This window comes from Pseudomonas sp. Root71 (genome assembly GCF_001429045.1).
Lineage (GTDB): Bacteria > Pseudomonadota > Gammaproteobacteria > Pseudomonadales > Pseudomonadaceae > Aquipseudomonas > Aquipseudomonas monachiensis.
Map to the genome: position 1 here is coordinate 20,290 of NZ_LMHY01000008.1, position 18,112 is coordinate 38,401.

Annotated in this window: 19 protein-coding genes; 8 read left to right on the forward strand and 11 right to left on the reverse strand. The window is 62.1% G+C overall.

Translation table 11 applies throughout. The features are described 5' to 3' along the window. Positions 1 to 404 precede the first annotated feature (404 nt). Together ASD95_RS08535 and ASD95_RS08540 are read left to right on the forward strand one after the other, a co-directional pair. Entirely contained in the window at positions 405 to 1,628 is a 1,224-nt protein-coding gene (locus ASD95_RS08535; protein WP_409079542.1) for a methyl-accepting chemotaxis protein, read from the forward strand. 131 nt (positions 1,629 to 1,759) lie between these two features. After that, positions 1,760 to 1,963 carry a hypothetical protein gene (locus ASD95_RS08540; RefSeq protein ID WP_056723901.1) on the forward strand — a complete coding sequence of 68 codons (204 nt, stop codon included), beginning with the start codon at positions 1,760 to 1,762 and terminating at the stop codon, positions 1,961 to 1,963. A gap of 5 nt (positions 1,964 to 1,968) precedes the next feature. Here ASD95_RS08540 and ASD95_RS08545 read toward each other — a convergent pair whose 3' ends face one another. The 3 genes from ASD95_RS08545 to ASD95_RS29670 form a co-directional block, all read right to left on the reverse strand. Beyond that, the gene (locus ASD95_RS08545; RefSeq protein WP_056723903.1) at positions 1,969 to 2,205 is read right to left on the reverse strand and encodes a DUF2789 domain-containing protein; all 237 of its coding nucleotides are present in this window, start codon (positions 2,203 to 2,205) and stop codon (positions 1,969 to 1,971) included. Positions 2,206 to 2,334: 129 nt separating this feature from the next. Then, positions 2,335 to 2,565, reverse strand: coding sequence for a hypothetical protein (locus ASD95_RS08550; protein ID WP_056723906.1), 231 nt, complete (start codon positions 2,563 to 2,565; stop codon positions 2,335 to 2,337). Positions 2,566 to 2,726: 161 nt separating this feature from the next. Continuing rightward, the gene (locus ASD95_RS29670; protein WP_082562938.1) at positions 2,727 to 2,975 is read right to left on the reverse strand and encodes a hypothetical protein; all 249 of its coding nucleotides are present in this window, start codon (positions 2,973 to 2,975) and stop codon (positions 2,727 to 2,729) included. Between the two features lie 414 nt (positions 2,976 to 3,389). Here ASD95_RS29670 and ASD95_RS08555 point away from each other — a divergent pair, with 414 nt between their 5' ends. From ASD95_RS08555 to ASD95_RS08570, 4 genes are all read left to right on the forward strand, one after another. Beyond that, positions 3,390 to 3,860 (forward strand): hypothetical protein, encoded by a 471-nt coding sequence (locus ASD95_RS08555; protein ID WP_007986246.1) that lies wholly within the window; start codon positions 3,390 to 3,392, stop codon positions 3,858 to 3,860. After that, a complete protein-coding gene (locus ASD95_RS08560; RefSeq protein ID WP_056723908.1) occupies positions 3,860 to 4,063 on the forward strand; it encodes a hypothetical protein in 204 nt (67 codons plus the stop codon). The genes ASD95_RS08555 and ASD95_RS08560 overlap by 1 nt, the downstream gene beginning before the upstream one ends. A 118-nt stretch (positions 4,064 to 4,181) precedes the next feature. Continuing rightward, positions 4,182 to 5,195, forward strand: a complete 1,014-nt coding sequence (locus tag ASD95_RS08565) for a glycine betaine ABC transporter substrate-binding protein (protein WP_056723910.1) — start codon at positions 4,182 to 4,184, stop codon at positions 5,193 to 5,195. A gap of 117 nt (positions 5,196 to 5,312) precedes the next feature. Next, positions 5,313 to 5,750 (forward strand): DUF3995 domain-containing protein, encoded by a 438-nt coding sequence (locus ASD95_RS08570; protein WP_056723913.1) that lies wholly within the window; start codon positions 5,313 to 5,315, stop codon positions 5,748 to 5,750. Positions 5,751 to 5,883: 133 nt separating this feature from the next. On the opposite strand, the gene ASD95_RS08575 is transcribed toward ASD95_RS08570, so the two are convergent. From ASD95_RS08575 to ASD95_RS08605, 7 genes are all read right to left on the reverse strand, one after another. Further along, positions 5,884 to 6,246, reverse strand: a complete 363-nt coding sequence (locus ASD95_RS08575; RefSeq protein ID WP_056723915.1) for a Na+/H+ antiporter subunit G — start codon at positions 6,244 to 6,246, stop codon at positions 5,884 to 5,886. Continuing rightward, positions 6,243 to 6,521, reverse strand: a complete 279-nt coding sequence (locus ASD95_RS08580; protein ID WP_007986253.1) for a K+/H+ antiporter subunit F — start codon at positions 6,519 to 6,521, stop codon at positions 6,243 to 6,245. Before ASD95_RS08580 ends, ASD95_RS08575 begins: the two co-directional genes overlap by 4 nt. Beyond that, a complete protein-coding gene (locus tag ASD95_RS08585; RefSeq protein WP_056723917.1) occupies positions 6,518 to 7,006 on the reverse strand; it encodes a Na+/H+ antiporter subunit E in 489 nt (162 codons plus the stop codon). The genes ASD95_RS08580 and ASD95_RS08585 overlap by 4 nt, the downstream gene beginning before the upstream one ends. Next, positions 7,003 to 8,685 carry a monovalent cation/H+ antiporter subunit D gene (locus ASD95_RS08590; protein ID WP_056723918.1) on the reverse strand — a complete coding sequence of 561 codons (1,683 nt, stop codon included), beginning with the start codon at positions 8,683 to 8,685 and terminating at the stop codon, positions 7,003 to 7,005. Before ASD95_RS08590 ends, ASD95_RS08585 begins: the two co-directional genes overlap by 4 nt. Beyond that, positions 8,682 to 9,026 carry a Na+/H+ antiporter subunit C gene (locus tag ASD95_RS08595; protein WP_007973781.1) on the reverse strand — a complete coding sequence of 115 codons (345 nt, stop codon included), beginning with the start codon at positions 9,024 to 9,026 and terminating at the stop codon, positions 8,682 to 8,684. The genes ASD95_RS08590 and ASD95_RS08595 overlap by 4 nt, the downstream gene beginning before the upstream one ends. Continuing rightward, the gene (locus ASD95_RS08600) at positions 9,026 to 11,944 is read right to left on the reverse strand and encodes a monovalent cation/H+ antiporter subunit A (RefSeq protein ID WP_056723920.1); all 2,919 of its coding nucleotides are present in this window, start codon (positions 11,942 to 11,944) and stop codon (positions 9,026 to 9,028) included. The genes ASD95_RS08595 and ASD95_RS08600 overlap by 1 nt, the downstream gene beginning before the upstream one ends. A gap of 219 nt (positions 11,945 to 12,163) precedes the next feature. Next, positions 12,164 to 13,099 carry a DMT family transporter gene (locus tag ASD95_RS08605; protein ID WP_056723922.1) on the reverse strand — a complete coding sequence of 312 codons (936 nt, stop codon included), beginning with the start codon at positions 13,097 to 13,099 and terminating at the stop codon, positions 12,164 to 12,166. An 84-nt stretch (positions 13,100 to 13,183) separates the two neighbouring features. Between ASD95_RS08605 and ASD95_RS08610 the strand changes: the two genes are divergently transcribed. Both ASD95_RS08610 and ASD95_RS08615 read left to right on the forward strand, forming a co-directional pair. After that, positions 13,184 to 13,747: a helix-turn-helix domain-containing protein gene (locus tag ASD95_RS08610; RefSeq protein WP_056723924.1), complete on the forward strand. Its 564-nt coding sequence runs from the start codon at positions 13,184 to 13,186 to the stop codon at positions 13,745 to 13,747. A 14-nt stretch (positions 13,748 to 13,761) separates the two neighbouring features. Beyond that, complete coding sequence (locus tag ASD95_RS08615; RefSeq protein WP_056723926.1) at positions 13,762 to 15,180, forward strand: FAD/NAD(P)-binding protein; 1,419 nt, start codon at positions 13,762 to 13,764, stop codon at positions 15,178 to 15,180. Positions 15,181 to 15,829: 649 nt separating this feature from the next. Here ASD95_RS08615 and ASD95_RS08620 read toward each other — a convergent pair. Then, the gene (locus ASD95_RS08620) at positions 15,830 to 18,079 is read right to left on the reverse strand and encodes an Ig-like domain-containing protein (RefSeq protein WP_056723928.1); all 2,250 of its coding nucleotides are present in this window, start codon (positions 18,077 to 18,079) and stop codon (positions 15,830 to 15,832) included. Positions 18,080 to 18,112 lie beyond the last annotated feature (33 nt).

The window sequence follows — 18,112 nt, forward strand, 5'->3', positions numbered from 1 at the left end:
AGAAGCTTTACGGGGTGACGATGATGACAAGAGACGGGTCTCTGGTTGCGGCAGTGCCCGCACCCGTGCTGTTGCCGAAAAACCGCTGGCTGACGCCAACGCTGCAAAGCATCGCTCTGATGCTGTTGTTATGTGGCATGACGCTGGGCGGATGGTCGCTCTACCTTGGCCTGCCCCTGGCCATATTGATTGTCTGGCTGCCTCGCCTGCGCGCGCGCGCGACCCCTGAGGCTGCTGCCCCCGCCAACCGCGATGCCATCGGCGAGTTGGCTCGCGATCTTTCCTGCACCACCAGCCATAACGCACTGTCGGCCGCCGGCGTGGCGTTTTCGGTTCGGCAACTGGCGGACAAACTGCAATCGCAGCTCACGGCGGCGGCACAGATCGTCAGCAATGCCGAGGTCATGATCACCACCGAACAGGCCACCTCGACCCTCAGTCGCCAGGCGCTCAGTGCCGCCAGCGAGGCGCATCAAAGCGGAGTGGTCGGGCGTACGGAATTGATCGAGTCCATCGCGCGCATGCATCAGCTCAGCCAGCGCGCCAGCAACAGTCGTGAACTGATCGAAGCCTTGAGCCTGCGCAGCGATGATATCCAGAGGGTGACCCTGGTGATTCAGTCCATCGCCAGCCAGACCAATCTGTTGGCGTTGAACGCCGCGATAGAAGCGGCGCGGGCGGGGGAGCACGGTCGCGGGTTTGCCGTGGTGGCCGACGAGGTACGCGGGCTCGCCGCACGCACGGCGACCGCTACGGGGGAGGTGGGCGAAATGGTGGCCGACATCCAGCATCGCACGGCGCAGGTGGTGGAGCAGATCCGCCAACTGTCCAGCGACCTTGACTCCGGCGTCGAGCAGGTCGAGCGCACGGGCCAGCACCTGGAGAACATTGCCCGACTGGCGGCCAGCGTCGAGTCCCAGGTCGGGGAAATCGCCCAAGGGGCAGACATCAACCGTTTGCAACTCGACAGTCTGTTTCACGCCATCGGACAGATGCGCAGCGATCTGGTGGTCAGCGACCAGCAGACACAGCGCCTGGCCCAGGCGGCGGTGCAAATGGAAGGGCAAGCCGAAACCATCAGCGAGCGTCTTGCCGAAGTGGGGCTGGATGACTATCACCAGCGCATCTATGACCTGGCCCGGGAAGCCGCGAGCCAGATTGCAGCGCGTTTCGAAGCGGATATCGATGCCGGTCGAATCAGCATCGACGATCTGTTCGACCGCAATTACCAGGTCATCCCCAATACCAGCCCGACCAAGTACCAGACACGTTTCGACCGCTACACCGATCAGGTATTGCCAGCGATTCAAGAGCCGTTGTTACCGCGTCATGAAGGATTGGTGTTCGCCATCGCCTGCACCCAACAGGGGTATGTGCCGACCCACAACAAGCTGTTCAGCCAGCCGTTGACGGGAGATGCGCAGGTCGATGCCTTGCAGAACCGGACCAAACGCAAGTTCGCTGACCGCACCGGGATCCGCTGTGGCAGCCATCAGAAGGCCGTGCTACTGCAAACCTATACCCGTGATACCGGCGAGTTGATGCACGATCTTTCGGTACCGATCATGCTCAAGGGCCGGCATTGGGGTGGTTTACGCCTGGGCTACAAGCCGGAAAAGCCGCGCTAAAAAACAAGGCTGCCGGGCGACTGTTACGAATTCTGCAATTAACCTGTGCAGGGTGTTGCTGTTTCCTCGCCGGAAAACTAATTAACATGCCTACTAATTAGGTTGCTAATTAAGTTCGGAGGGGGGGCAGCATGCAAGGCAAAGTTGATGTCGCGGTCATGATCGGCAGCGGGGTACCTGCCAACCTTCGCTCCATGGGACGCAAGGTTTGCTGGGTCGTGTTACTCAATGGCGAGCGCCGGGGCACGGCGTACTCCAGTCGCGACGAAGCGGAGGAGTGCAGGGCCGCCTGGCTGGCACAATTGAACGCCGAAAGTCCTGGCAGCCTGCATTGAGGTTGTCAGTGGGTCTGGTGCATGCGCAGGTTCAGGTCGTCGACCACCCGCGCCCAGTCTGCGTCTTCGCGAAGTTGTTCCTTGAGGAAGCCGGCCTGTTGCGGTGACCAGAAGTCGGCGTCGATGAGTTTCTTGTCGTCAGGCAGGAAATGGCCGGCAATGAAGTCGTCGATCGCTTTCTGGCTGGAGTCCAGGCCAAGCTGGTCGAACAGGCCTTTCAAGTCATGGGTCGGTGATTCCATCTTCATCTCCTTGCAGGTCATCAGTCGGGTCGAGGGACGAGGCGCACCCAGGATTCGAGGGCGCCGCAGCGGTGGAGTTCGATCACGATGTTCAAGTGCAACCATGAGCATAGACCGCCAACCCGATCATCAGGCTTTCAATGCGCCCGCATCGACCGCGGCCTTGAGCTCCCGGGCCGATTCCTGGGCCGCCATGGCGGCGACATCCGGGGTTTTGAACCAGCGATCCTTTTCGACCTGGTGATAGGTCACGGTCTTGAGCGGTGGTTTGGCGCGCATGACAATCACGGCCTGGAATTCACCCTCGACTTCTCTGGCTTCACCCCGGATGAAAAACTCGCCGATATCAAATTCCGTCACGTTGCAGACTTCCCTTGGAAAAACATTGTTGTTGTCAACGCAACCCGATTTTCTGCGGATCCGTTTTATTGGGCGGGCAGTATGGCAGCAGTTGCCCGTCGACGGCTGAGATAAGTCGGCGGGCAGACGAAACGTCGATAGAGGCGAGCGCGGTGGGCCTGTCAACCGTGTGATTCGAGGAGCCGGGCGAGGGCACAGGCTTCGTTATGATTGGCTCGGAAACCTCTTACACTGCCTGTAGAAATATCCTTGATGTGAAAGAAGGCAATGCCCGCCATAACCACTTGAAATCGTGGGCGGGCCGAGGTATCGGGAGCTGGTTCATGTAGGGCGAGCCTTGTCGGGTGCGGGGCCGGTGCTGTTTCCGAATCAGGCACCAAGGGATAGGCAAAGTGTGTCAGCGTGCACATATGAAGTCCTTTTCATTGTTTTACCGACGTATGTACGTCGTTTTGGCTAGTCTCCAAGAGCATCGCTGCTCTAGAATCACCCCTACTGGTGGGTGAATGATGTTTATCTAAAGCAATTTTTTGCGGACGATATGTAGGAAAAGTTTTTTTCTTGATGAGATTTTTCCCCGAAGTTGATAGTCCATAATTTTCCGGCAGCAGGAAGGGCGTTTTCCTTCAGTCTGTGGCGAACACCAGTCAGGACGACGCGAGTGACGTTCCAGTAGTCTTCTCAAGCTTCGTGATGAATGAGTGCACTGCTCATTCAGGACTCTCAACCCGGGTTCTTTGGCTACACCTTCGGCATTGCCGCTTTTTTGGCTGTGCGTTCATTTTTCGCGCACGGCACCATTATTCAGATGTGGGGATGTTTCCTTGGCAGTAAGTAATCTCGATATGCATGCCTTGTTTGTGCTGGGTGATTTGCGCGCAAAGCTGGTCAAGCAGTTTCAGTCTCGTTTCGTTTACATCACCGAACAGAACGCCGAAGGCATCTACATTGCCGAAATCGACACCGAATCAGCCCTGGTGGTGGACGACAAGCCCGGACTCAAGCTCAAGGTCGGCGACCATTTCAGCGCGTCCGTGCTGCCCAGTCGCGAAGGCGGCAAGCTGGACATCAAGTTCCGCGACATCAAGCTGACGGTTTACGGAATAGGCGACTACGCCTTCGTGACGACGGCCGACGGTCAGGGAATCGTGTTCAAGGAAGGTCACAGCGTGGTGATGGTGTTCGCCGCCCATCAACAGTTGCAGGAAGGCCTGACCAAGACCCTCAAGGCCGTGACGGCCAAAGCGGCCAAGTGGCGCAAAGGCGAGCTGGTGACCTTCAAGGCCAGCGAGTGATGACCCTGACCCGCGCCGATTTCCACGAACAGAACCTGGCCAGTGCTCAAGACGAAGCGCGGCGGCTGTTCGGGCAGAAGACCATTCTGCAGGGAGCCTGGCTGAACTGGGTGGCGTCACAGCTTTACCAACTGCAACCGGCGCCATACGCCAGCATGGTCAGACGAGAACTGATGCGTTTGCAGGACACTGGCGAAAACTGATCCACGCACCTCGAAAGCAGGAACCTCTACTACAGTCATTGGACTGAGTATTCAGAGGCTTCGCGGTCTACTGCCAGGCCATCCTGCTATTGCTGTGAACAGCACGAGGTGCAAAAGCATGAACGGATTTCGACGGTTGCTGGCTGCGGTCCTGGCCACTTTCGGTTTGCTGGCGACACCCGTCCCGGTGTCTGCCGCTCAGACGCCGATCCACTTCGCCGACCTGAACTGGGAAAGCGGCAGCCTGATTACCGATGTCCTGCGCATCATTGTCGAGAAGGGCTACGGGCTGCCGACCGACACCTTGCCGGGCACCACCATCACCCTGGAAACCGCGCTGGCCAACAATGACATCCAGGTCATTGGCGAGGAGTGGGCCGGTCGCAGCCCGGTGTGGGTCAAGGCGGAAGCCGAAGGCAAGGTCGTCAGCCTCGGCGACACGGTCAAGGGCGCTACCGAAGGCTGGTGGGTGCCGGAGTATGTGATCAAGGGCGACCCGGCCAAGGGCATCAAGCCGCTGGCGCCGGACCTGCGCAGCGTCAGTGACCTGCCAAAACACAAAGACGTGTTCAAGGACCCGGAAGCCCCGACCAAGGGACGTTTTCTCAACAGTCCCATCGGCTGGACCTCGGAAGTGGTCAACAAGCAGAAGCTCAAGGCCTACGGGCTGGACGACAGCTACGTGAACTTCCGCAGCGGTTCGGGGGCGGCTCTGGATGCCGAGATCAGTTCGTCAATTCATCGTGGCAAGCCGGTGCTGTTTTACTACTGGTCGCCCACGCCGTTGCTCGGCCGCTTCAAGCTGATTCAACTCGAAGAGCCGCCGTTCGACGCCGAAGCCTGGAAGACCCTGACCGACGCCGACAACCCCAATCCACGGCCGACTCGTTCTTTGGCCTCCAAGCTGTCGATCGGTGTGTCCACCCCCTTCCAGAAGCAATATCCGCAGATTGCCGAGTTCTTTGCCAAAGTCGACTTTCCGATCGATCCCTTGAACAAAGCACTGGCCGAGATGAGCGAGAAACATACGCCACCGCGTCAGGCAGCGCAGGCGTTCATGAAGGCTCATCCGGACGTCTGGCGGGCCTGGCTGCCCAAGGACGTGGCGGATAAAGTCTCCGCCACCCTGTAGGAGCTGGCGCAGGCTGCGATGTTTTGATCTTGTCTAAAAAAAGCAAAATCAAAACATCGCAGCTGGCGGCAGCTCCTACAATGTTCTGTTCATATCCCTTTCAAGGATCTCTGAACCATGACCCTGTTGTTGGCTCAGTCGCTGGTGACGATCTTCGCCGTGATCAGTCTGGTGCATGTGTATTGGGCGTTGGGTGGCGAGTGGGCGGCGGTGGCGGCGGTCCCGCAAGTACCGCTGGAGGGCACTGCGCAACTGAGGCCAGCGTTCAAGCCGCGAGGCTGGATCACCCTCGTGGTGGCCGGGTTGTTGCTGTTGATTGCCGTGCTGGTGTGCTTGCGGGTGGGTTGGTGCCTGCCACCCTTGCATCACTGGTCGTTGCAGTGGGTGATCAGCGCGATCGCGATTTTGCTGTTTGCCCGGGCCATTGGCGATTCGGAACTGGTGGGTTTTTTCAAAGAGGTCAAAGGATCGAGGTTCGCCCGGCTCGACACCTGGGTTTACTCGCCATTGTGTGTGGTGCTGGGGGCGGGGTTGTTGGCGGTGGCCTGGATTTGAGACAGACCGCTCTTGCTGTGTTGGCTGGTCTATAGCCTTCGCGAGCAAGCCCGCTCCCACAGGGATTGCGCTGAACCCTGTGGGAGCGGGCTTGCCCGCGAAGAGGCCGGTCCAGTCAATACAAAATTTTGGTTTAACTACCGCTCTCACTCCGCCGGCTGCTCACTTCGGCCGGTACATCATCCCCGGCCATGCGTTTGCGAAACAGCGCCGCCCGGGCCAGCAGCAAGGTCGTCACCGGCACGGTAATCGCCAGCAGGATCGGAATCAGCCAGGCGTGCAATACCGGCGCGGACTTGAGTGCCGAAAAATAGATGATCGAAGCCAGCGCCACGCACCAGGTCCCGAGCGTCGAGGCCAGGGCGGGTGGGTGCATGCGCTGGAAGTAGTCTTTCATGCGCAGCAGGCCCGTGGCGCCGATCAAAGTAAACAGGCTGCCGAGTACCAGCAGGATCGCCACCGGGATCTCCACCCACAACGACAATGGCATATTCATTCGATCACCTCGCCACGCAGCAGGAATTTCGCCAGGGCGAACGAGCCGACGAAACCGAACAGGGCGATCAGCAACGCCGCCTCGAAGTAGGTGTCACTGGCATAGCGAATGCCCAGCGCGAGCATCATCAGCATCGCGACGATGTACAGGTAGTCCAGCGCCAGGACCCGATCCTGGGCCGACGGCCCCTTGAACAGGCGGATCAGGGTCAGGATCATCGCCAGGGAAAAGAAGAACAGGCTCAACAGGATCGCGTTCGACAGCAAGGGGCTCATTCGAAGATCTCCATCAACGGACGTTCGTAGGTCGTCTTGAAGTGCTGGATGAACAGCACCTCGTCGTCCAGGTCGAAGACGTGCAACAGCAGAATGCTGCGGTCCAGCGCCAGTTCCGACCAGACCGTACCGGGTACCACCGTAGTGATCATCGACAGCGCGGCCAGGCCGTTGGCGTCACGCAAGTCCAGCGGCACCTTGATGAATTGCGAGCGGGGCGGGCGGCGACTGGCATTGAGCACGCTCCAGGCCACGGCGAGGTTGGACACCAGCACATCGCGCCCGACCAGCAGGATCAACCGCAGGATTACCATGGGACGACGGATGCGCACCGGCAGCGGACGCAGCCTGCGCATCATCAGTGGCGCACAGAAGCCCAGCGCGGCACCCAGCAGCAGGTTGCCGGGGCTGATCGACAGGTTCAGCAACAGCCACAGCAGCCACAGGGCCAGCGACAGCAAGGGTGCCGGAAACAGGCGCTTCATGGCTGTACCTCCTGCGGGGCCACGGCCGACGGGCTCGGTACAACGCGTGTGTCGAGCACCGCCATCACGTATTGCTGCGGGTTGTACAAGGCATCGGCGGCGGCCTGGGTGTAACGCAGCAGCGGATCGGCCTTGAAGGTCAGTGCAATGCTCAAGCCCAGCAGGGCGAAGATCGGCACGCATTCCAGGCGTCGCAGCAGGGGCGATGGTCGTTCCGCTGGCGTCCAGAAACGCTGGATGCCCAGGCGCGAGAATGCGATCAGCGACGCCAGCCCCGACACAATCAACAACACCAACAGGCCCCAGGCGCCCTTGGAAACCGGTACGTCGCCGCTGTTACCCAGGCCCAGGGGATTGAGCAGGGCGCCGATCAACCCGAGTTTGCCGATAAAGCCCGAGAGCGGCGGCATGCCGATGATCAGCAAGGCGCAGGCGATGAAGCTCAGGCCGAGAAACGCCATGGTCCAGGGAATCACCTGGCCGACCACGGCTTTCTGGTCGTCGTCGAGGTTGGTGCCTTTGGGCGGGTGCAGGGATTCCAGGGGACGGGGCAGCAGTTCGGCTTCATCTTCGAGCAGGATTTCGTTGGCCGAGCGTGAGCGCTCGATCAGTTCGGCCAGCAGGAACAGGGCGCTCAACGCCAGGGTGGAACTGAACAGGTAGAACAGCGCCGCGCCAACCAGGTTCGGCTGGGCGAAACCGATGGTCGACAACAGAATGCCCGCCGACACCAGGATGCTCAGGCTGGCCATGCGCTCCAGTCGCTGCGCGGCGAGGATCGCAATGGCGGCGCAGACGATGGTCGCCATGCCGCCGTAGATCAGCCAGTCGCCGCCAAAGAACGCCGAGGCCCCGGCCTGGGTGGAAAACAGCAGCGTCCACAGGCGCAGCAAGGTGTACACGCCGACCTTGGTCATGATCGCGAACATCGCCGCCACCGGCGCGCTGGCCGAGGAATAGGCCGGCACCAGCCAGAAGTTCAGCGGCCACATGCCGGCCTTGGCCAGGAACGCGATGGCCAGGATCCCCGCGCCCGCGTGAAGCAAGCCGCGATCAGCTTCGGACACCAGCGGGATTTTTACCGCCAGGTCAGCCATGTTCAGGGTGCCGGTGACCCCATAGATCAGCGCCGCGCCAATCAGGAACAGCGACGAGGCCAGCAGGTTGATCGAGATGTAATGTAACCCCGACGACACCCGCGCCCGGCCCGAACCGTGGAGCATCAACCCATAGGACGCGGCCAGCAGCACCTCGAAGAACACGAACAGGTTGAACAGGTCAGCAGTGAGGAACGCGCCGTAAAGGCCCATCAACTGGATCTGGAACAGCGCGTGAAAACTCGAACCTGCGCTGTCCCAGCGTGCCATGGCGAACAGCAGGGCACTGACACCGATGATGCCGGTCAGCACCAGCATCAGCGCCGACAGGCGATCGACCACCAGCACCAGGCCGAACGGCACTTGCCAGTTGCTCGGCAGGTACACACCGATGGAGCCGGGCACGCCGGTGGTCTGCGTCCATTGCAGCAACGCCACGGCAATGCCCAGGCCGAGCAGGCTGGAGAACAGATTGATCTTCGCCTTGAGCGGCCGGTGCTTCTCGCCGAGCATCAGCATGATCGCGGCGGTCAGCAGTGGCAGCAGGATGGGCGCGACGATCAGGTGAGTCATCGCCATCATTCCCTGGGCTCCCGGCCATCCACATGGTCGGTGCCGGTCAGGCCCCGGGAGGCCAGCAGCACCACCAGGAACAGCGCGGTCATGGCGAAGCTGATGACGATCGCCGTCAGCACCAGCGCCTGCGGCAACGGGTCGGTGTAGTGCAACAGGTCCTGCGGCACGCCGTCCTTGATGATCGGCTCCTTGCCGATGAACAGGCTGCCCATGCTGAAGATGAACAGATTGACGCCGTAGGACAGCAGGCACAGGCCCATGACCACCTGGAACGTCCGTGGGCGCAGGATCAGCCAGACGCCGGACGCGGCCAGTACGCCGATGGCGATTGCGATGACTTCTTCCATCAGACGGCTCCTTTGGCGGCAACGGATCTGGGCTGGGCGGCGGTTTTGTGGCCGCGCACCGATTGGTGGGCGAGGGCGGTGAGGATCAACAGGGTCGAGCCGACCACCACGCCGTACACACCGATGTCGAAGAACAGCGCGCTGGCCAGGTGAATGTCACCCAGCAGCGGCAATGAGAAATGCCAGGTATGAGTGGTCAGGAACGGATAGCCGACGACCATCGCGCCCAGGCCCGTGGCCGTGGCAATCATCAGTCCGGTGCCCATCCAGCGCAGTGGCCGCAGGCTCATTTGCGCCTCGACCCACTGCGTGCCGGCGACCATGTATTGCAGGATGAACGCCACCGACATCACCAGCCCGGCGACAAAGCCGCCGCCCGGTTGATTGTGCCCACGCATGAACAGGTAGAACGACACCACCAGCGCCACCGGCAACAGCAGGCGCACCAGCACCGCCGGCACCATCATGAAGCCGAGCGCGGTGTCGCTGGCGTGACGCGGGTTGACCAGGTCGGTGACCACATCCGGCGCGAGCAAGCGCTGCTGGGCCGGCAGTTGCAGGCTTTCTTTCGGCGGGCGGAAACGGCGTAGCAGTGCATACACGGTCAGGGCCACGGCCACCAGTACGGTGATTTCACCGAGGGTGTCGAAACCACGGAAGTCCACCAGCATCACGTTGACCACGTTGCTGCCGCCGCCTTCAGGCAAGGCGCGACTGAGGTAGAAAGAGGAAATGTCGTTGGGGGTCTGGCGGGTCAGCATGGCGTAGGCCAGCAATGCCATGCCGATACCGACCGAGGTCGACAGCAGCAAGTCGCGGATACGCCGTACCCGCGCCCGACGCAGGCTGCCCGGCAACGGCGAGACCTCCTCGATCCGTCGTGGCAGCCAGCGCAGGCCCAGCAGGATCAGCACCGTGGTCACCACTTCGACCGCCAGTTGGGTCAGGGCCAGGTCCGGCGCGGAAAACCAGACGAAGGTGACGCAAGTCATCAGGCCGCAGACGCTGACCATGGTCAGGGCCGCGAGACGGTGATACTTGGCCTGATAAGCCGCACCAAGGGCGCAGGCGATGGCCAGCAACCACAAGGTAACGAACACGATCGACCCGGGGATTTTCGGCCGGTCACCCCAGTGAAGGCTGCTGTGGAGCATGGGAATCAACCCGGCCAGCACGGCGGCGAGCACCACCAGGAACAACTGCATTTGCAGGCGCCGGGTGCCAATTCGCGGTTCCAGGCGACGGGCCAGGCGCATGATGGCGACCAGCGCGTATTCGAACAGGTGCTTGCCGTCCAGGCGACCGATGACGGGCGGCCGACCGAAGCGCCCGCGCTTGAATTGATTGCGCAGCAGCAGGTAAAGCACGGAGCCGCAGGACAAGGCGATCAGGCTCATGATCATCGGCGCGTTCAGGCCGTGCCAGATGGCCAGGCTGTACTCGGGCAGCGTGCCGCCAACCACCGGTTGCGCCGCCGCCGCGAGCAGCGGGCCGACTATCTGGGCCGGGAAGATCCCCACCAGCAGGCAAGTGAATACCAGCAACTCGACCGGTGCGCGCATCCAGCGCGGTGGCTCGTGAGGCGTGTGGGGCAGGTCGGTCGCGGGCGGACCGAAGAACACATCCACGGTGAAACGCAGGGAGTAGGCCACGCTGAAGGTGCCGGCAATGGTTGCCACGATCGGCAGGCTCAGTTCGACCCAGCGCGTGGCATTGATGAACACGGTTTCGGCGAAGAACATCTCTTTGGAAAGGAAGCCGTTGAGCAACGGTACACCGGCCATCGAGGCGCTGGCGACCATGGCCAGGGTGGCGGTAAACGGCATCAGCTTGTACAGGCCGCTGAGTTTGCGGATATCGCGGGTGCCGCTTTCGTGGTCGATGATGCCGGCAGCCATGAACAGCGAGGCCTTGAACGTCGCATGGTTGAGGATGTGGAACACCGCGGCGACGGCGGCCAGCGGGCTGTTCAAGCCCAGCAACAGGGTGATCAGGCCCAGATGGCTGATGGTCGAGTAGGCCAGCAGTCCCTTGAGGTCGTTCTGGAACATCGCGCAGTACGCCCCGAGCAACAGGGTGCAGGCACCGGCGCCGCTGACGATGTAGAACCATTCTTCACTGCCCGATAGCGAAGGCCATAGCCGTGCAAGCAGAAAGACCCCGGCCTTGACCATGGTCGCCGAGTGCAAATACGCCGACACGGGCGTCGGCGCGGCCATGGCGTGGGGCAGCCAGAAGTGAAAGGGAAATTGCGCACTTTTGGTCAGGGCGCCGATCAGGATCAGGGGCAACAGGATCGGGTAGAGGGCATGGGCGCGAATAAGGTCGCCGGCGGCCAGGACCTTGTCCAGGTCATAGCTGCCGACCACATGGCCAAGCAGCATGACCCCCGCCAGCAGGCACAAACCGCCCGCACCGGTCACCATCAACGCCATGTAGGCGCCGCGCCGGGCATCGGCGCGATGGTGCCAGTAGCCGATCAACAGGAACGAGAAGAGGCTGGTCAGCTCCCAGAAAAACACGATCTGGATCAGGTTGCCGGAAATCACCAGGCCAAGCATGGCGCCCATGAAGGCCAGGAAAAACGCGAAGAATCGCGGCACCGGATCGTTCGGCGACATGTAGTAGCGGGCGTACAGCGAAACCAGGGTGCCGATGCCCAGCACCAGCATGGAGAACAGCCAGGCGAAACCGTCCATGCGCAGGACGAAGTCCAGGCCCAGGCTGGGCAGCCATGAAAACTCTTCGCGAATGACGCCGCCATCGGCGATCTGCGGGTACAGGAAGGCGACCTGAACGGTGCCGATCAGGGCGATCAGGCCAGCCAGCAGGGATTCGGCGTTACGGGCATTGTGCGGCAGCACGGCCGCCAAACAGCTGCCTATGAAAGGCAGAAGCAGTAGAACTATCAGGGACATAGGCTTCTAATCTGCGGAAGTTTGTGAAGCATCATACGTGCCAGCTCCCGGATCACCAAACGCCAAGCTGTCGCAGAATCCTACACGGTAGACGGAAATGCCCTGTTTAACATTGTTTCATTGGGAGGCAAAAAAGATCGCAGCCTGCGGCAGCTCCTACAAAGTACGCATTTCAATGTAGGAGCTGCCGCAGGCTGCGATCTTTTGATCTTTAATGCTTCAGTTGCCGCTTTCGCTTTCCAGCAGTTCGTCAACCGCCGTAGCCTTACCCTTGGTCCTCAACTCACTGACTATCACCGCCGCTACAATCAACCCGGCCCCGACCAGGGCAATGGCCGGCAAGCGTTCCCCGGCAATGCGCCCGACAATCCCGGCCCACACCGGCTCGCCGGCATAGATCAGCGTGGCGCGGGTCGGTGACACACTTTTCTGTGCCCAGTTCATCGCCACCTGAATCGCCGCGCTCGCCGCCCCCAGGCCCAGCGCGCTGCACAACAGCAACCAGGAGAAGTCCGGTATCGCTTCGTTGGTCGGCACCACCATCAGGAACGACAGCACCGAAGTGACCGCCAGTTGCACCACCGTCACCCGGCGCACATCGACCTGGCCGGCATAGGTGCTGATCAGGATGATCTCGGCCGCAATGGCCACGGCACTGATCAAAGTGGCGATTTCACCGGGGCTGAAGTTGAAAGACGCACCGGACGGCCCGGACAACAGCATCAACCCGGTAAAGGCCAGCATGATGCCGATGCTTGGCATCAACCCCGGACGCCGTCCCAGCACCAGCCATTGCAGCAACGGCACAAACGGGACGTACAGCGCGGTAATGAATGCCGATTGGCTGCTGGGAATGCTCTGCAACCCGACCGTCTGCAAGCCGTAGCCGAGCATGATGGCCACGCCGATAAACGCCCCGGCCTTGAGTTCGAGCAGGGTCAGCTCGCGCAGGTGACGCCAGGAAAACAGGGCGACGATGCTTGCGGCGGCGGCAAAGCGCAGGCCGACGAAAAACATCGGGCCGCTGACGGTCATCGCATGCTGCACCAGCAGGAAGGTACCGCCCCAGACCATGGTGATCAGCACCAGCACGCATTCGGCCTTGCTGAACCTTGTAAAACGGGAGGAAGCCATTGGGGAGTTCACCGACGTCATGACCTTGCACGCTACTGGAGGGGGACGCACAATGCGTCGTATGTTGCGCAGTATACTGCCCAACCCCACTCAGTGAGCAATATAGTGCACAAAGATTCTACCCAACGGGCATCGGTCCTCCAGCACGTCAGTCAAAACGTCCGTCGTTTGCGTCATGCCGCCGAACTGAGCCAGACGGCGCTGGCCGAAAAGTCCGGTGTCAGCCGTCGCATGCTGGTGGCGATCGAGGCGGGGGAAAAGAACGTCAGCCTGACCACCCTCGACCGGGTGGCCGAAGCCCTCGACGTCGCCTTCAGTGATCTGATCCAGGCCCCCGACGCCCGGGATCCCAGCCGTATCAACGAACTGGCCTGGACCGGCACGATCCCCGGCAGCAGGGCGGTGTTACTCTCCAAGGCCCAGGCCAGCCGCGAAGTCGAGCAGTGGGAGTGGTGCCTGCAGCCGGGCGAGGTGTATCCGTCGGAACCGGACGCCGATGGCTGGAGCGAGCAGATTTATGTCTTCGAAGGTTGCCTGACCGTTATGCTCGGCGACCAGGCGCAGAATATCGCGGCGGGTGAATTCTTCATGTTCGCCAGCAACCAGCCGCACTGTTATCGCAACGACGGGGCGGTGGCGGCGAAGTTTGTGCGTAATGTGGTGATCTGAACAGGGAGTGCACGATGGGCCAGAACTTGACCAATGACGCCGATATCCTGATTGTCGGCGGCGGCCTCAGTGGCGCGATGCTGGCGGCGCAGTTGATGCGTTTGCCGGGCCGGCGCCGGGTGCTGGTGTTCGAGCCCCGGGCCGAGTTGGGGCGGGGTGAAGCCTACAGCGCGGTGGAACCGGGCCATACCCTTAACGGCAACGCGGCGCGGATGAGTGTTGACCCGGACAACGCCGACGACCTGACCCAATGGTTGACCGGGTACATCGAGGCGGGCGGCTGGCCGGAGTCGGATCAGCAGCACGTGCCGATCAGCGAACTGTTTCCGCCACGGGGCGTATTCGGCCTGTACGCCCGGCAACGCCTGGCCGAAGCGCAGGCGGTGGGCGCCTTGAACGGCTCGACGGTCGAGCATGTGCAGGCCGAAGTGGTCGACTTGCAAGCCGATGCCGATGCCGTGCGGTTGACCTTGAGCGACGGCCGATGCGTGCAGGGCGCGTTTGCGGTACTGGCCACCGGGATGTTTCCCGCCGCGCGTACGCCACAAACCCGCTCCAGCGGCTTGAATGCGGCGGCCCTCGATCCGTGGGACGTGACAGCCATGCAGCGACTCGATCCGCAATCGACGGTCATGATCATCGGCTCGGGCCTGACCATGGTCGACGCCGTGGTGTCCCTGGAGCAGGCCGGGCATCGCGGGCCGATCGAAGTGTTTTCCCGCCATGGCCTGCTGCCCCATGTGCGCCGCCAGCCGCCGGCCTGGGTGGACTTTCTCGCTGAAGATCAGAACATCCGCACACCCCGCCAGTTGATGCGTGAATTGCGTCGCCACTGCCGGGACGCCATCGCCCTGGGCATCGACTGGCAAGCGCCACTGGACACGGTGCGGGCACACATCGGCCGCTTGTGGCATCAGGCGACGGATATACAGCGTCGGCAGTTCGTGCGACATGTGCGACCGTGGTGGGAAAGCCACCATCACCGCTCGCCACCCTTGAGCGCCGAACTGGTGGAGCGCTTGTATAAAGAAGGGCGGTTACGTATTCACGCAGCCTCTTACCAGGGCCTTGAGCCCTCGCTGAATGGCGAGGTGAGTATTCGCCTTCGACGGCGCGGCGAGGCGCAGACATGCGTGGTCAGCGGTGCCGCCCTGATCAATTCCAGCGGTATCGAGTACGACTGGCGCCGGGTCGCGAGACCGTTGCCACGGCAACTGCTTGCCCGTGGCCTGGTCCGGCCCGGGCCCTTGGCTCTGGGCATCGCCGCAGAAGTCGATGGCGCGGTCCTGGACGCCGAGGGTCATCCCGCCAGTCGTCTGTTTGCCATGGGCCCGCCGTTGCGCGGGATGTGGTGGGAAAGTACCGCCGTCACCGATGTGGCAAGCCAGGCCAAGGCGCTGGCCGAGCGGCTGTCGATCAGGTTGTGGGGCTGAGTACATATCCGTTGCTGCGGTAACGGCTGCTTATGGTTTCGCCCTTACGGCGACTCACCGCAATGAGTTCGACTGCGTCGAACGGCGCTGCGCGCCCATCCCCGGATGAACACCTCCACTCAGCCTGCCGAGGGGGCGGGTGGATCAAGATCAAGAGGGTGTACGCCGGTCTGCCTTTGCTCTTCTGTGGGAGCGGCGGTGCGGCGATCCGACTTGCCCGCGAAGGCGGCCTGCCAGCCGACCTGATTTTTGCAGATGTCCCCAATCCCTGTGGGAGCGACGGTGCGGCGATCCGACTTGCTCGCGATGACGGCCTGTCAGTCACCCAATCCCTCACAGATGTACCCGATCCAATTGTGGGAGCGGGCTTGCTCGCGAATACGGTTTATCATTCAACATCTCTGTTGGCTGACACTCCGTTTTCGCGAGCAAGCCCGCTCCCACATTATTTGAGCAGTGTCGAGCGCAAAATCTGTGTACAACCACGTCCCCTGTGGGAGCGAGCTTGCTCGCGATGACGGCCTGTCAGCCGACTCAATTCTCACAGACGAACAAACCCGGCAAAAAACCGCGGCCCCCACCCGAGACCGCGTTTTTCCATAGGGTTCAAGCCGGCCCCATCAACCAACGTGGCGAATGGGGCGCGGGCTCAGTTGGCGATCACCGGCACTGTCCGCACGGAGCCTTGGGACGAGGTGATCGTGGCGGTCGGGTTCGCCGACGGTACGAGCGTGGTGGTGTTGTTCACCGTCAACCGCCAGCGACCGTTCACCGGTACGGTGGTGGTGCCCAGGGTGACGAGCCCGGTCGGCGTGGTGACCTTGATAGTGATGGTGTTGCCGGTGGTCACCGATGAGGTGCCGGCAAAGTTCCAGTTGAAGCGGTTATTGGAACGGGCACTCACCGTTGCGGTGGTCACTGCGAAGGTTTCCGCCGCGGGCCGTGGCGAGACCTGCACCGTGACCGTGGCCGGCGACGTCGACTGGGCGCCGAAGCTGTCCCGGGCGATGTAGGTGAAGGTCGTGGTGAAGGCCGTGGTGATGGTGGCCGGTGGGGTATAGGTGAGCACCGTGCCGTTACTGCTGACGGTGCCGCGATTTGCCGGTGGCTGAGTGAAGCTGGCGACCGCGAGTGGCACATTGCCTTCTGGGTCGGTGTCGTTGGCCAGCACGTTGATTGGAATCGCCACACCCAGTGTAGTGGCGGCATCGGCGACTGCCACCGGAGGCCGGTTAGGCGCCACGGTAATGGTCACGGTTGCCGCTGTCGTCGAGGCCAGGCCTTTGACGTCTTGGGCCTTGTAGGTGAAGGTCGCGGTCAGCGGCGCGTTGACGACAGCGGGAGGGGTGTAGACCACCGCCGTAGTGCCGCTCAATGCCACGGAGCCCTGGTCGGTGGCCGGTTGGGTCAGCGCAGTAATGCTCAGCGGGGTATTGCCGTCCGGGTCGCTGTCATTGGCCAGCACGTTGAGGGTGAGCGGCACACCGAAGCTGGTGCTGCCAGCGTCGGCAACCGCAAGCGGCCGCTGGTTCAGGCCGCTGTCCGGCGCCGTACCCACGACGACAACGGGCTCGGTGTCACTGCCGCCAGCGGCGGACTTGACCGTCACGGTTGCAGGAGGTTGGGTCAGGTCAGTCACCGTCAGGCGCTGCAGGATTCCGGTTTTCGACAGCCGCCCGTAACCCTGGGCGACCATGTCCGGTACCACCACTTCGTCCGTGGAGGTGGCCTCGATCAGCAGGCTGTGGTTGCTCCAGCTGTAACGGGCGGTCTGGATTTTCACCACGTCCGAGAGCTTGCTCGACACCGCGGTCGGGCGAGTGGTCCCGGCGGGGTCGGTGGCGGTGACTACCACGACTGGCGGCACCGTCCCGTTGACCAGCAGATGCTGGGCGAAGAACACGCCGTTGTTATCGCTCACCATGTTGGTCTGGCAGGGCGATACAGGCGGGCCGGGGACCAGGGCGATGCTTTCGCGAAAGCACAGGGTCGAGCCGTTGGTGGCTTTGGCAAACACTTCGACCCGGGTGTTGTTGCCGCCCGTGCCGGCTATCCGGCGGTAGGTGGCACGGGTCATGTCCACCGCGGTTTGCGCGCGGTTGTCGAGCACCTTGCCGGACAGGGTGAACAGGTTGGTCTGGATAGCCCCGGCCGGACCCTGGATGCGCACGAAGTTGGTGTTGTTGGGGCTGCCGGTCACGGCTTCGGTGAGGTTGGGGTCGCCGACGAAGGTTTCGACGGCGCCGGAGTCCGGGTTCACCTCGGTGTAGGGGCCGTTGACGCTGCGCAGGAACGGCCCGATCGCACCGTTGACCGCACCGCTGAAAACGCCCGGCGCACCGATGCCGACGTCCCTGGTGATGTTTATCGCACGACGCCCGGTGGTGGTGACGTTCACCGTTTCCACGCCATAGGGGTGGGTAATGGTGTAGGTCCCGGCAACGGGAATGTTCACCCGCATGCGAATCCGCGCGAAGCTGACCTGGTCGCCATCGAGCGGGTTGCCACCGGCAAACGCGGCCTCGATCCCGGCGACATAGGCGTCCATGCCATAGCCTGCGGTGTCGTTGGGGATGCTGGTCTCGGCAAGGAACCAGAAGGCTTCGTCTGGCCAGTTATCCGGGAACACCATCGGCAGGGTGTCATCGAAAATACCCGGCGTCGGCAGCAGGGTGCACATGTAGGCCGGTGGCACACTGGCGGCCACCCGCGAGCTGGCGGCGCGGGACTGGCACAACTCCATCGACAGCAAATTAGTGTCCTGATACCAGATCGGGAATTTCCCGGTGGCAAAGGTGTAAGGGCCGGGATCGACGGCGGCGAGTTGCGCGAAGGCACTGCCGGTCAGCGATAGAGTCAGTCCCAGGGCGTTGAGCGCCAGGCGTGGCCATTTGTTCATGATGCCTCCTGATGAGGATCCGGGCATGTGGGC